Genomic DNA, 13,715 nt, shown 5'->3' with positions numbered 1-13,715 from the left:
CCGGTATGCGGCGGCCTTAACTAACCCCATGCCGCCACACCGCAGGACTGCGCATCCAAGAGTATCCTCTTTTGGCGGGTCAGTTCCTTCGTAGGCCTGACGCGACCCTTGCTGCCCTACGGATTGCTTCAGGCTGCGGCTCGCCGGCCGGCACGACCCAACTGCCGCCGACGCAGAGGACTTGGCCGACGGCCAACCAGTCCGGTGCCGTAGCTTCGGTGATTCCACCCGTCGGGCAAAAACAGACCTTTCCGAACGGGCCGGTAAGGGCCTTCAGCGCCTTGACGCCCCCGGCGGCCTCGGCAGGAAAGAACTTGAACCGGTCGAGCCCGTGATCGAGGCCGCGCATGATGTCGGCGGCATTGGCGATCCCTGGCAGGAAGGGAATGCCGCGGTCTAGCGCGGCTTTCGTCAGCGGATCGGTGAGACCGGGGCTGACGATGAACTGCGCGCCCGCCTCCATCGCCGCATCGAGATCCCGCTCGTTGAGTACAGTGCCTGCGCCGACCACAGCACCCTCGACCTGTGCCATGATGCGGATCACCTCGAGGGCAGCGGGGGTCCGCAGGGTGACCTCCAGCGCCGTCAGGCCGCCATCGACGAGGGCCCTGGCGATCGGCTCAGCATGGGCGGCCTCTTCGATCACGAGGACGGGAATCACGGGAACGGAGCGCATAAGCGCGTCGATGGTCGTCATTGAGAACCGTCCTTGGCGAAGGGTGGAGTGTTCGGTCGGTCGTAAAAGCGTCATGCGGAGAGCCAATGCGCCCTCCCCGGACCGGACAGCTTTGGCTAGAGTCCTGCGGCGCTGAGCATCGCGGAAGCGCCCTGCTCGGCGCCATCCGCTCCATGGCGCATAAAGGCAAAAAGCTCCCGCCCGGTACCGAAAGGCGGCGGAGGCGCTGTCGCATCTCCCCGCGTCTCCCATTCGGACGGATCGACGAGCGCTTGAAGCGTACCATCCTCGGCGCTCAGGCGAACGATGTCACCGTCGCGAAGCTTTCCCAGTGGGCCGCCTCCGAGGGCCTCCGGGCTCAGATGGATCGCGGCCGGCACCTTGCCAGACGCACCGGACATGCGCCCGTCGGTCACGAGGGCGACGCGAAAACCACGATCCTGAAGGACACCGAGTTGCGGCGTCAGCTTGTGGAGTTCGGGCATTCCGTTGGCTTTCGGTCCCTGGAACCGCACTACCACCACGACGTCCCGCTCCAGTTCACCCGCCTTGAAGGCAGCCATGACGTCGTCCTGATCGTCGAACACCCGAGCCGGAGCCTCCACCGTCCAGCGCGAGGGATCGACGGCGCTGGTCTTGAAGGTGGCCCGGCCGAGATTGCCCTTCACCAGCCGCATCCCGCCATCCGGCTGGAAGGCGTTGGCGGGGCCGCGCAGGATGCTCTCGTCATGCGAAGCCGCCGGCGCGTCCTCGAACACGAGTTCGTCCTCGATCAGCTTCGGGTCGCGGGCATGGTCGCGCAGGCGCCCGCCGGCCACGGTGAGGATGTCGTCGTGCAGCAGGCCCGCATCGATGAGGCTGGCGATGACGTAGGACATGCCTCCAGCGGCGTGGAAGTGGTTCACGTCCCCGGAGCCGTTGGGATAGACCTTTGCCACCTGCGGAATGACGGCCGAGAGCCGGTCGAAATCCTCCCAGTCGACGATGATCCCGGCGGCCCTGGCGATGGCCGGCAGGTGGATAGCGTGGTTGGTGGAGCCGCCGGTGGCCAACAGGCCGATGATCGCGTTGACAATGGCTTTCTCGTCGACGCAGCGCCCGAGGGGCCGGTAATCGTTGCCGGAAGCACCGATCTCCGTGAGCCGGTGGACGGCCGCGCGGGTCACCGCCTGGCGCAGCTTCGTACCGGGATTGATGAAAGAGGCGCCGGGCATGTGCAGGCCCATCACGTCCATCATCATCTGGTTGGAATTGGCGGTGCCGTAGAAGGTGCAGGTTCCCGCCCCATGATAAGAGGCGGATTCCGATTCCAGAAGCTCGTCGCGGCCGACCTTGCCTTCGGCATAGAGCTGGCGGATGCGCTGCTTCTCCTTGTTGGCGAGGCCCGAGGGCATCGGCCCGGCCGGGATCAGGATCTGCGGCAGGTGCCCGAAGCGCAGGGCGCCGATGAGCAGCCCCGGCACGATCTTGTCGCAGATGCCGAGTAGGGCTGCCCCGTCGAACATGCCGTGACTGAGGCCGACCGCCGTGGAAAGCGCGATGGTGTCGCGTGAGAACAGCGACAATTCCATGCCGCGCTGCCCCTGGGTGACGCCGTCGCACATGGCGGGGACCCCGCCTGCAATTTGCGCCGTTGCCCCGACCTCGCGGGCGAACAACTTCATCTGCTCAGGGTAGCGGCCATAGGGCTGATGCGCAGAGAGCATGTCGTTATAGGCGGTGACGATGCCGATATTCATGCCCCGGCCGGCCTTGATCGCCGGCTTGTCCTCGCCGGAGGCCGCGAAGCCATGGGCGAGGTTGCCGCAATTGAGCATCGGCCGGTGCACGCCGCCGTCGCGTTCGCGGGAGATTAGGTCGAGATAGGCGCGTCGGCTCGCCTTGGAGCGCGTCACCACGCGCTCGGTGACGGCTGCGACTTCCGGGTGAAGCTCGGTCATGGCAGATCCTTCCCTCGCTGATGCGAAGCCACCTGCTGTCAGGAACGTAGAGGGCTCGTCTCGCAGGCGATAGATCGGTCGCCGCGCGGTACGATCAATGACCGGATCGGCTCAGCACGTTTCAGGCCATCGCGGTTCGAAGCGGGTGATGGTGCGGACGGCGGGACTCGAACCCGCACAGCCTTTCAGCCGCAAGATTTTAAGTCTCGTGCGTCTACCGGTTTCGCCACGTCCGCATTGCGAGATCAGCGGTAACGAGGCGAGGCTCCGAGATCAAGGCGCCCAGCCGTAGAGCCAGTCGTAGCGGCGGCCCATTCCGGTGGGACCGAGCCGGCGCATCACAGTATTACGGGCAAAACCGAGGAGCGCCCCGGCATGATAGGTCCGGCCGTTGCCGCGTGCCGCCGCTTGCACACGCTTAGTACGAGGCACGCGTCGTTTCGCGTAGGCCACCATCGATCCCGCTACGTCATCGGCTCGCAGCGTCACGGCGAGGACGGCTGCGTCCTCAATGGCGAGCGCTGCGCCCTGAGCCAGGAACGGTAGGACGGGATGGGCCGCATCGCCTAGCAGGGCCACCCGCCCCCGCGCCATCGGTCGCGCCGTCGGCCGGTCGACGAGCGACCAGACCAACCAGGAATCAGGTGCGGTCAGAAGCTCGGCAAGAACAGGGGTCGCGTCCGGAAACTGCGCTCGCAGGACCGCAGTCTCGCCGAGCTGGCCCCAACCCTCGCTGCCGATGCGTTCGGGCACGACCGCCACGATGTTGATGCTCCGTCCACCCTGGATCGGGTAATGCACGACGTGCCGTCGACGCCCGAGCCAAAGACCGGTCTCGTCGCCCTGTAGTTCCGGCGGGGCGGAATCGATCGGTATCGTCGCCCGCCAGGCAGCCTCGCCGCAGGACCGCAAGGGCTTTCCGTCGAAATGGCCTCGCAGCGTGGATCGCACACCGTCGGCGCCAACCACGAGATCGACCGCCAGCGTGTCGGTTTTCGAACCCTGCCCGCTTTCTAGTGTCAGTTCGACGGAGGAGGCCGACTCGGCCAGCCCTCGCACATCCCGCCCCATAAGCAACCGGATTCCCGGCCGGCTACGGACGGCATCGAGAAGGAGCGTCTGCAGATCGGCCCGGTGGATGACATAATAGGGGGCGCCATGGCGACTGCGCAGATCGGCACCGAGTTCGACACCGCCGATCTCGCGGCCCGTCCCGAGGGCACGCACCACGACCCTTGGCGGTTCGCTCGCCGCCCTGCGAAGGGCCGCACCGAGGCCCAGCCCAATGAGAACGCGGCTCGCATTCGGAGAGAGCTGCAGGCCGGCCCCGACCTCGCTGAACCCCGTCCTCCGCTCGACGAGCGTCACTTCATGCCCGGCGGCATCGAGAGCGAGAGCGGCAGTCAGGCCTCCAATGCCCGCGCCGACGATAGCTACAGAAAGGCCAGTCCTGACTGAAGGGATTCGAACGCCATGAGAATCGTCGGACACCTGCGGGTCTCGTCGCTACGAAACGCTACGCGATCAGGCCGCCTTCGCCCCGTGGTCATCCCAGACGGCGGCGGCTGGATCGGCAGTCCCAGCTTTGAGGGTCGCGCGGTAGCGGTAAAGCGTCGAGCAGTACTGGCAGATGATCTCGTCATCGCTCCCCATATCGAGGAACACGTGCGGATGATCGAAGGGCGGCTTGGCGCCAATGCACATGAACTCCTTCGAGCCCACTTCGATGAGGGCGACTCCGAGGTCGTTGTGGAAATGCGGCACCGCCTTGTCAGCCATCGCCCGATCCTGCCTCCGGCCCGCCGAGGTGACCCCCGACCGGGCAACATTGCTCCGTCGCAGGCATTCTCTAGCCCCTCGGCGGCGTGAAGCCTAGCGCCGCCGATTCCCCAGGCCCAGCAAAAAGCCGACGGCGGATTGCCTTCACCGAACACGAAACCGGAAAAGCCGTCGCTGCCGGCAAAAGCGCCTATCGTCGAGGGTTGGCCTCCAGCGCATGCCGCCGTAGATAGATGGTTCTCATCGCTGCTTTTACGAAACCACACTTGTCATGACCCAGAACGAACAGGCCGTTGTCGAAGGCGGACGCCGCGCGCCTCGGCCGCCGATTCACGGTCCCGAAGGGTTCGAGGGCATGCGCAAGGCCGGTCGCCTGACGGCGGAAGCCCTCGACGTGCTGATGGAAGCCACGGCGCCGGGTGTGACCACGGAGGCGCTCGACCGCCTGGCCTACGAATTCGCCATGGATAACGGCGCTTACCCGGCCTCGCTACTCTATCGAGGCTACCCGAAATCGATCTGCACATCGATCAACCACGTCGTCTGTCATGGGATCCCCAACGACAAACCCTTGCGCGAGGGCGATATCGTCAATCTCGACATCTGTTTGATCGTCGACGGATGGCACGGGGATAGCAGCCGCATGGCCTATGTCGGCGAGGTGCCGCGTAAGGCGGCACGCCTGTGCGAGATCACCCACGAATGCCTCATGCGTGGCATTGCGGCGATCAAACCGGGAGGCTCGACTACGGATATCGGCCGCGCGATCCAGGCCTATGCCGAAGCGGAGCGTTGCTCGGTGGTGCGAGATTTCTGCGGGCACGGTCTGGGTCGCACCTATCATGATGCCCCGACCATCCTGCATTATGTCGAGCCGAGCTACGACGTAGCCTTCCAGCCCGGACAATTCTTCACGGTCGAACCGATGATCAATCTCGGTAGGCCGGCGGTGAAGGTTCTCTCGGACGGCTGGACAGCCGTAACCCGAGATCGATCGCTCTCGGCTCAGTTCGAGCACACCGTAGCCGTGACCGAAACCGGGGTCGAAGTGTTCACCTTCTCACCCAAAGGCCTGCATCAGCCAATCAATCCATCTGCCTGAAAGCGATTGATCCGGAGGCAACACGATGACGCGCCTCCCCGTCGCATCGGCGAACGAGACCACAGGATCGCTGGAACCGCATTATCTCGGACATCGCGACCGGTTGAGGGCCCGATTCGCCCAAGCCGGCGCCGATGCTCTGCCCGACTATGAGCTGCTCGAACTCGTTCTCTTTCGAGCGATCCCGCGGCGGGACGTAAAGCCCCTGGCAAAGGCTTTGATTCGACGGTTCGGCAGTTTCGCGGAAGTCGTGAGCGCAGAGCCGAACCGCCTCGCGGAGGTGGACGGCGTCAGCCAGGGCGTGATCGCCGATATCAAGCTGATCGAGGCGGCCGGCCATCGCCTCGCTCGGGGTGCCATCGCCGCGCGCCCCTTGCTGTCCTCCTGGGCTGCACTCCTCGAGTATTGCCGCGCGACCATGGCCTTTTCGGCGCGCGAGCAGTTCCGCGTGCTGTTCCTGGACAAACGCAACCACCTCATCGCCGACGAAGTTCAAGGTCGGGGCACCGTCGACCATACTCCGGTCTATCCACGTGAAGTCGCCCGCCGCGCCCTCGAACTCTCGGCCACCGCCATCATCCTTGCCCACAATCACCCATCCGGTGATCCGACACCGTCGGCGGCGGATATCAAGATGACGCGCGAGATTGTTGGAATCCTCGATCCACTGGGAATTATCGTCCACGACCATGTCATTCTCGGACGCGATGGACACGCGAGTCTGAAAGGGTTGAAGCTGATCTGAACGTGCTACTCTGACGTTAGGATTAGGCGGATCGTTTGGCGGACGGCGATCGGGAGACAACGTCGGCCTGATGTGACGTGCACATCGACCCGGTGGCGCGCCTCTTGCGACGATGCCGAGATAAAAGGGGAGGCGCGAATGGCGCTCGCTGCGTTCGACGAGATGAATGGGATACCCGGCGCCGCAATGGGCGATTCCGCGGTACGAGAAGCCTATGACAGTCTGAAATCCTGGCTCGACACGACTCCGCCCGAGCATTTCAATACGCGTCGTAGCCAAGCCGAAATGTTGTTTCGGCGGATCGGCATCACCTTCGCCGTTTACGGTGCAAACGAATCCACTGAGCGACTGATCCCTTTCGACATCATCCCACGGGTTATCACCAAGCCAGAATGGAGTTTCCTGGAGCGCGGGCTGAAACAGCGCGTCACCGCGATCAATGCCTTCCTCAGCGACATCTATGGCGCCCAGGAATGCATCAAAGCCGGGATCATTCCAGCCGATCTGGTCTATCGCAACCCGCACTACCGGATGGAGATGCGGGCCTTCAAAGTCCCGCACGATCTCTATGTGCACATCGCCGGTATCGATATCGTCCGTACGGGCGAGAACGACTTCTTCGTGCTTGAGGACAATGCCCGCACGCCGTCCGGCGTCTCCTACATGCTGGAGAACCGGGAAGTGATGCTGCGGCTCTTCCCCGAATTGTTTTCGCGCCATCGCGTGGCACCGGTGGAGAATTATCCGGATTCCCTGCTCGCGACCCTACGCAGCCTGGCCCCGCAGACGGCGACCCGAGATCCCTCCGTCGTATTGCTCACCCCCGGTCGCTACAATTCGGCTTTCTACGAACACTCGTTCCTGGCCGACAAGCTTGGCGTCGATCTGGTGGAGGCATCTGACCTCTTCACCAAGGACGACGTGGTCTATATGCGCACCACGGAAGGCCCGCGCCGAGTCGACGTTATCTACCGCCGCCTGGACGACGATTTTCTCGACCCCCTGGTGTTCCGTCCAGATTCGGTGCTCGGCGTGCCCGGCCTGATGAACGCCTACGAGCGCGGCACCGTGACCCTCGCCAACGCGGTCGGTACCGGTATCGCGGACGACAAGGCGGTCTACAGCTACATGCCGGAGATCGTGAAATTCTTCACTGGCGAGGAGCCGATCCTTCACAACGTGCCGACATATCGGTGCCGCGAAAAGGAAGCCTTCTCCTACGTGATGGATAACCTGGCGGACCTCGTCGTGAAAGAAGTCAACGGGTCGGGGGGCTACGGCATGCTGGTCGGTCCGCATGCGACAAAGCGGGAAATCGAAGATTTCGGGCGCAAGCTCCGCCACTCACCGGATGGGTTCATCGCCCAGCCGACCCTTGCTCTCTCAACGTGCCCAACATTCGTTGCATCCGGCGTCGCACCGCGCCACGTCGATCTGCGACCGTTCGTGTTATGCGGCTCCGACGAAATCAGGATCGTTCCCGGCGGTCTGACACGTGTTGCCCTTAAGGAAGGGTCGCTCGTCGTCAATTCGAGCCAGGGCGGTGGCACCAAAGACACTTGGGTACTCGACGCCTGACATCACGTTCGAACTCACCTCGCGCGAGAGGTGGATCGTTTTCTCGTCTATCGCCTTAACGGAAGCCCATGCTGTCCCGGACCGCCGACAATCTTTACTGGCTCTCGCGCTACGCCGAGCGGGCCGAATTCGTGGCTCGCATCCTCGATGCGGCTCATCGGCTCGCGGCCCTACCGTCGAGCTACGGCGGTGGCGAGACCAACGAATGGGCGTCGGCACTGGCTTCGGCGGGAGACCCGGAAGTGTTCAAGACGCTTTATGACAGCGTCAACGAAGCGACCGTGTGCAACTTCCTGGCTTTCTCACCCCACAACCCTTCTTCGATCCGCTCCTGCATCGAGACGGCGCGAGAAAACGCGAGGTCCGTGCGTACTGCACTGACCACGGAAATGTGGGACGCGATCAACGGCGCCTGGCTCGAACTGCGCAACTACGAAGGTCGTGACCTCACTCGCGATGAGTTCAGCCGTTTCCTCGAATGGGTGAAAGGTGTGTCCCTCGCGTTCGACGGCTCAGCCTATCGTACGATGCTACGGAACGACGCCTATTGGTTCACAAGACTCGGCACCGCCATTGAGCGGGCGGATAATACCGCCCGTATCCTTGATGTGAAATACCGTATTCTTCTGCCGGCCACTGAGAAAGTCGGTGGAAGCCTTGATTATTTCCAATGGACTACGATCCTTCGTGAGGTTTCGGCTTTTAACGCTTATCATTGGGTTTACCGTGAAAGCGTCAAACCGCTTCTGGTCGCCGACCTGCTCATTCTGAACCGGCAGATGCCGCGCTCCCTGACAAATTGCTACGGCATGCTGGTGGAGCATCTCGATCTCATCGCCGACGCCTATGGCAGGCGTGGGGCTAGTCAGCGGTTGGCGAGCAACACTCTCGCACGCCTTGAAAGCGAGAATATCGACCGGGTCTTCCGGTCGGGGCTACACGAGTTTGTCACCGCTTTCATCGTCGAGAACAATCGCCTCGGCGCGGCCGTCATCGAACAATATCTGGTGTAGGGTTCCGTCGAATCCTGAGCTCTGCAAGAGACGTCCATGCGCATCCGCGTTTTCCATGAGACCAACTACACTTACGAGCAGCCCGCTCGCGGCCTGATCCAACTCTTGCGTCTTCGTCCGCGTGACCATGACGGGCAATACGTCCGTCGCTGGCGGATCGAGCCGTCTGTGGATGGGCGGGTCAGCGAGCGCGAGGACGGCTTCGGTAATGTCACGCACTGGTTCACGGCGGACGAGCCTGCGGATGCCCTGACCATCCGGGTGACCGGCGAAGTCGACACCAACGAGATGCACGGGATCGTCCGCGGCACGGTGGAACGCCTTCCAGACGTTTTCTACCTGCGCGATTCCGATTTGGCGGTGGCCAATACCGAGCTTCAGGCGTTTGCCAAAAGCGTGGTCGACGAAGGGGATTCCTCAGTGCTCCCCTGCCTCCACCGTCTCCTTGCCGCTGTCTTCGACACGGTCGCGTTCGAGCCGGGTCCGGCCAGCGCCAGCACCACCGCTGCGCAATCCTTCGCCGCCGGAAAGGGCGTCTGCCAGGATCTCGCCCATATTTTCATCGCGGCCGCGCGACATCTCGAGATTCCTGCTCGCTACGTCTCGGGCTATTTCTTCCACGCCGAAGGCGGGGAGGACCAGGGAGCGGGGCATGCTTGGGCGGAAGCCCTGGTGCCCGGCCTTGGATGGGTAGGTTTCGACCCTGCAAATGGTATCGCTACGACCGAGGCGCATATCCGTGTCGCCATCGGGCTGGATTATTTGGGTGCGGCCCCGATCAGAGGCAGTCGGATGGGTGGCGGGACTGAAACGCTCGAAGTAAAGCTTCGCGTCGAACAGGTCCAAGCCGCCGTCCAGGTTTAATCTGTCGCATCGTGAGGCATGGCTCGAGATTCTCGGGCCATCGGGGGTATCGGTATCATGACCTATTGCGTCGGGCTCCTCGTCGAGGAAGGACTCGTGATGGTTGCCGATACCCGCACGAATGCGGGACTCGACGACATCTCGACCTATCGCAAGCTGCATCATTTCAACGTGCCGGGCGAACGGGTGATGATGCTGGCCTCGGCAGGCAATCTATCTGTGACGCAGTCGGTTCTCAGCATGTTGGCCGAGGGCGTCTCTGGCGATGACGGCGAACCTACACTGAAGATCACCGAAACCACGACGATGTTTCAGGCGGCCCAGCTCATCGGCAAGGCGATCCGCCGTGTGCGTGCCATCGAGAAGGCCGGGTTCGAGGCAGCGAACCTGCGATTCTCCATCTCGCTGCTGTTCGGCGGTCAGATCGGCAATGAGCCGATGCGCCTGTTTCTCATCTACTCGGCCGGAAACTTCATTGAGTGCAGCACCGACGCACCGTTCCTTCAGATTGGTGAGCATAAATACGGCAAGCCCATCCTCGATCGGGCCGTGAAGTTCGAGACGGACCTCTATGACGCCCTGAAGGTGGGCCTCGTTTCCATGGATTCGACGATGCGTTCGAATCTGGGTGTGGGTTTGCCGATCGATATCGCCGTGTGCCGACGCGATGCCCTCGACCTCGAGGTGAGCCATCGGATCGAGGCAGGAGAGTCATATTTCCACGATCTCCGGGAGCGGTGGTCGGCCGCTCTGCGCGCAGCGCACCGGGCTATCCCACGTCCTCCCTACGGGCCTGCCCCGCGCTAGCCCGGAGCCTCCCAGGCTTCGCGATAGGCACGTACCGCCCCCTCCGGATCCTTGGTCCTCATGACCCCGCCCATGATCGCAATTCCGGCAAAGCCGGCATTGCGGCAGGCTGGGGTATTCAGCGGGCTGATTCCTCCCAGGGCAAGGACAGGTATCTCACGCTTACGATCAGATTGGATCGCAGCTGGCCCGAGTGCGGGCCCGTATCCCGGCTTGCTTTGCGTCGCGAAAATTGGGCTAAGGGTCGCGTAGTCCACGCCCAGCTCGGCGGCCCTGTCGATCTCGGCTGGAGAATGGGCCGAGATGCCAACCAGGCATACGGATGGAAGTTGTTGCTTTGCCGAAAGGATATCCTCTCGCTTGGCGCCACCACCGAGATGGACACCGTCTGCTCCGATCGCACAGGCGAGCGCCACGTCTCCCCCCACAATGAAAGCGGCACCCATCCTACGCACCGGAATGATCAGGTCTTCGGCAAGGGATTGGCGAGAGGCCGCGTCGAGATCGCGGTCCCTGAACCAGATCCAGCGGACACCGCCGGCGAGGGCCGCCTCGACCCTTTCAACCAACGGGATGTCACTCCCCGTCCGGTCCGTTACGACGAGTAGACCTGATGGTTTCGGCATCACGAGCCCACGAGACCGAGCTGCGGGCTCGACGGATCGGCGCGGCCTCGCTTAGGGATTCGGCCAGCAAGATGGGCGAGGCGACCGGCCTCGACCGCATGACGCATGGCGCGAGCCATGCGAACCGGATCGTCCGCTTTGGCCACAGCGGTATTGAGAAGACAGCCCGCCGCGCCGAGTTCCATGGCGACCACAGCATCGGAAGCGGTGCCGATTCCGGCATCGACAATGACCGGCACACTGGCCCGCCGACAGATCAGTTCGAGATTAGCGGGGTTGGCGACCCCCATACCAGACCCGATCAGGGAGCCCATCGGCATCACCGCCGCGCAGCCGATATCAGCAAGCCGCTGACATACGACGGGGTCGTCATTGCAATAGGGCAGAACGACGAACCCATCATCGACGAGATGGCGACAAGCGGCCAGCAATTCGGACACGTCCGGGTAGAGCGTTTCCCGGTCACCGATGACTTCGACCTTTATCCAGTTCGTATCGAGGGCTTCACGGGCGAGATCGGCGGTCATAATCGCATCGCGAGCAGTCTCGCAGCCGGCAGTATTGGGCAGGAAACGATAGCCCTTCAGGCGCCGCACGGTATCCGAACCATGGCCTTGCAGCGAGACGCGGCGAATCGAGGCGGTGACGACCTCTGCACCGGATGCTTCGACCGCATCGACCATGATGCTCTGCGTTGGATAACCCGCAGTGCCGATGAAAAGGCGGGAGCTCAAGGCCACGCCAGCGATGACCAATGCATCGTCCGCAGCAGTTTCGATCGTACGTCCGTTCATGATGATTGTCCTCCGGCTATCCGCCCTGCATGGCACGCACGATCTCGACCTTGTCGCCTTCCGTGATGGCGGTCGTCTCCCAATCCCGCCGGCGAACGACCGTGCCGTTCACCGCGATGGCAATGCCCTGCGGGCTCTCAATTCCGGTCTGCTCCGCCTCGAGCCGGAAGAGCGCCGACACATCTCCGGCCTCGATCTCGCGAGGCTGTCCGTTGATGCTGATCTTCATGCGAAGGCCCTCCTCTCGCGCTGCACAGATCGGTGGAATCGAGCGAGACCGAAACTGCTTGCGATATCGGGTAACGCGCCGGTGGTAACGAGCTCGGCCACGCAATCGGCCGTGGCCGGAGCGAGGAGATATCCGTTGCGGTGATGCCCGGTGGCGACCACGAGGCCAGGAGCCAGAGTATCGATGATCGGCGCATCGTCATCGGAGGTTGGCCGAAAACCACTCCAGACCGCCTCGACCTCCATCTCCTCAATGCCGGGTAGAACCCGACGCGCTCCCTCTAACAACGCATAAAGACCACCGGCGGTGACGCCGGGGACGAAGCCGCAATCCTCGACCGTGGCGCCTATGATGAGATGGCCATCTGCCTTCGGGGCCATATGGACCTGCTCGGTCCAGACCATGTGCGAGAGATTGCCCGTCCGTGTTGTAGTCTTCAGCGCCAGAGATTGACCCCGCAACGGTCTCACCGGCAAAGCAAGTTCATCGGGAAGAAGGCTGGCGTCGCCGCTCCAGGCACCGGTTGCAAGGATCAGGGTCGCCGCCGAGATATGCCCGCGAGACGTGGCAGCACCGCAGACCCGGTCGCCTACCCAATCGAGCGCCTCCACTGCGCATTGCTCGACGATTGTGACACCGGCAGCCTGATTGGCGCGGGTGAGCCCGGCCATCACGAGACGTGGATCGACCTGATGGTCGTCAGGGCAGAACAGACCAGCCGTCACGGAGGGGCGTAGGGTAGGCTCCAGAGCACGAACCTCCGACCCCGGCAACCAGCGGGCGGAAAGTCCAGACCGGATCTGCAGGTCGTGCCGAAATCGAAGGCGGTCGACCTCATCGCGACCGATGGCTACGACGAGAGTCCCCTCCTCCCGGTAGTCGATGCTGATACCCGAGGCGGCCTGGAGTTCGTCGCGAAAGCCCGGCCAGCGTGCCAAGCTTTCAAGCGCCAGAGGCAGTAGAGGATCCGAACCCGGCTCATGCTCCGCAGCCGGTGCCAGCATCCCCGTTGCGGCGAGGCTCGCGCCGACGCCGACGGTGTCGCGCTCGATGACCGTGACGCTTAGCCCGGCTTGAGCCAGACGCCACGCACAAGAGAGACCGATCAATCCTGCGCCCACAACGACGACATCGCTTCGGGTTGGCAAAGCGTTGCTATCAATGACGATACCCGTCGCTCTACGGGAACCGATGGTCGGATTAGCTGAGACGTCCAAAAGGAACCTCCGCGATGCTTCGCAAAGATTGGTGTCCTTCAGCTCCGATCCGAAGCGTGCCGAGCTCCCTTCGAGAGAAACCCGCGGTCCAATCCCTACGCCGGTATGAGCCGGTTCAGGTTCAAAGGATTTCCGCGCCGCCCGGGCTCATGGCCCAAGCTCATCGGTTTCTCAGCCCCTTGACGGGGATCTCCCTGGAACGCCCATGATGTGGGTAACGATCGCGCCTCGGTCAATCCCCAGGGGCGCCTTGCAATAGCGACTTGGATTATGGTCGCCGTGTTCCGTGAGGAATGCCCCACCCCGGATGGCCGTCCGGAGTGGGGCGGTCGGCCGTCGGATCGT

At 63.2% G+C, this 13,715-nt stretch carries 14 protein-coding genes, 1 tRNA gene and 1 riboswitch; of the genes, 6 read left to right on the top strand and 9 right to left on the bottom strand.

Going from position 1 to position 13,715, the window contains the following annotated elements; translation table 11 throughout:
- Positions 1–79 precede the first annotated feature (79 nt).
- From eda to IPV08_RS17225, 5 genes are all read right to left on the bottom strand, one after another.
- On the bottom strand, positions 80–697 hold the full coding sequence (eda, locus tag IPV08_RS17245) for a bifunctional 4-hydroxy-2-oxoglutarate aldolase/2-dehydro-3-deoxy-phosphogluconate aldolase (RefSeq protein WP_207412771.1): 618 nt from the start codon (positions 695–697) through the stop codon (positions 80–82).
- A 95-nt stretch (positions 698–792) separates the two neighbouring features.
- Positions 793–2,616, bottom strand: coding sequence for a phosphogluconate dehydratase (gene edd, locus IPV08_RS17240; protein WP_207412770.1), 1,824 nt, complete (start codon positions 2,614–2,616; stop codon positions 793–795).
- Between the two features lie 149 nt (positions 2,617–2,765).
- Positions 2,766–2,852 (bottom strand) — tRNA-Leu (locus IPV08_RS17235).
- Between the two features lie 37 nt (positions 2,853–2,889).
- Positions 2,890–4,107, bottom strand: a complete 1,218-nt coding sequence (locus IPV08_RS17230) for an FAD-dependent oxidoreductase (RefSeq protein ID WP_348646146.1) — start codon at positions 4,105–4,107, stop codon at positions 2,890–2,892.
- Positions 4,108–4,140: 33 nt separating this feature from the next.
- Positions 4,141–4,395 carry a zinc-finger domain-containing protein gene (locus IPV08_RS17225; RefSeq protein ID WP_056431078.1) on the bottom strand — a complete coding sequence of 85 codons (255 nt, stop codon included), beginning with the start codon at positions 4,393–4,395 and terminating at the stop codon, positions 4,141–4,143.
- 271 nt (positions 4,396–4,666) lie between these two features.
- On the opposite strand from IPV08_RS17225, the gene map reads away from it, so the two are divergent.
- From map to IPV08_RS17195, 6 genes are all read left to right on the top strand, one after another.
- Positions 4,667–5,497, top strand: a complete 831-nt coding sequence (gene map / locus IPV08_RS17220) for a type I methionyl aminopeptidase (RefSeq protein WP_056431081.1) — start codon at positions 4,667–4,669, stop codon at positions 5,495–5,497.
- A gap of 25 nt (positions 5,498–5,522) precedes the next feature.
- A complete protein-coding gene (radC, locus tag IPV08_RS17215; RefSeq protein ID WP_207412769.1) occupies positions 5,523–6,242 on the top strand; it encodes a DNA repair protein RadC in 720 nt (239 codons plus the stop codon).
- Between the two features lie 138 nt (positions 6,243–6,380).
- Complete coding sequence (locus IPV08_RS17210) at positions 6,381–7,820, top strand: circularly permuted type 2 ATP-grasp protein (protein ID WP_056431086.1); 1,440 nt, start codon at positions 6,381–6,383, stop codon at positions 7,818–7,820.
- A 68-nt stretch (positions 7,821–7,888) separates the two neighbouring features.
- Positions 7,889–8,833 (top strand): alpha-E domain-containing protein, encoded by a 945-nt coding sequence (locus IPV08_RS17205; protein ID WP_056431088.1) that lies wholly within the window; start codon positions 7,889–7,891, stop codon positions 8,831–8,833.
- Positions 8,834–8,869: 36 nt separating this feature from the next.
- A complete protein-coding gene (locus tag IPV08_RS17200; protein ID WP_056431091.1) occupies positions 8,870–9,697 on the top strand; it encodes a transglutaminase family protein in 828 nt (275 codons plus the stop codon).
- Between the two features lie 57 nt (positions 9,698–9,754).
- Positions 9,755–10,504 (top strand): hypothetical protein, encoded by a 750-nt coding sequence (locus IPV08_RS17195; protein WP_056431094.1) that lies wholly within the window; start codon positions 9,755–9,757, stop codon positions 10,502–10,504.
- Here IPV08_RS17195 and IPV08_RS17190 read toward each other — a convergent pair.
- The 4 genes from IPV08_RS17190 to thiO are packed head-to-tail and all read right to left on the bottom strand — an operon-like array spanning position 10,501 to position 13,346.
- Positions 10,501–11,130 carry a thiamine phosphate synthase gene (locus IPV08_RS17190; protein ID WP_207412768.1) on the bottom strand — a complete coding sequence of 210 codons (630 nt, stop codon included), beginning with the start codon at positions 11,128–11,130 and terminating at the stop codon, positions 10,501–10,503. The genes IPV08_RS17195 and IPV08_RS17190 overlap by 4 nt on opposite strands.
- Positions 11,130–11,924, bottom strand: coding sequence for a thiazole synthase (locus IPV08_RS17185; RefSeq protein WP_056452111.1), 795 nt, complete (start codon positions 11,922–11,924; stop codon positions 11,130–11,132). Before IPV08_RS17185 ends, IPV08_RS17190 begins: the two co-directional genes overlap by 1 nt.
- A gap of 16 nt (positions 11,925–11,940) precedes the next feature.
- Positions 11,941–12,153 (bottom strand): sulfur carrier protein ThiS, encoded by a 213-nt coding sequence (gene thiS / locus IPV08_RS17180; protein ID WP_056431100.1) that lies wholly within the window; start codon positions 12,151–12,153, stop codon positions 11,941–11,943.
- Entirely contained in the window at positions 12,150–13,346 is a 1,197-nt protein-coding gene (gene thiO / locus IPV08_RS17175; protein ID WP_348646147.1) for a glycine oxidase ThiO, read from the bottom strand. The genes thiS and thiO overlap by 4 nt, the downstream gene beginning before the upstream one ends.
- A gap of 98 nt (positions 13,347–13,444) precedes the next feature.
- A riboswitch (TPP riboswitch) is annotated at positions 13,445–13,575 on the bottom strand.
- Positions 13,576–13,715: the final 140 nt, after the last annotated feature.

The organism is Methylobacterium sp. SD274 (assembly GCF_017355285.1).
Classification (GTDB): domain Bacteria; phylum Pseudomonadota; class Alphaproteobacteria; order Rhizobiales; family Beijerinckiaceae; genus Methylobacterium.
The sequence above is the reverse complement of the archived record's forward strand: the minus strand, read 5'-3'. Positions and strand labels throughout refer to the sequence as shown.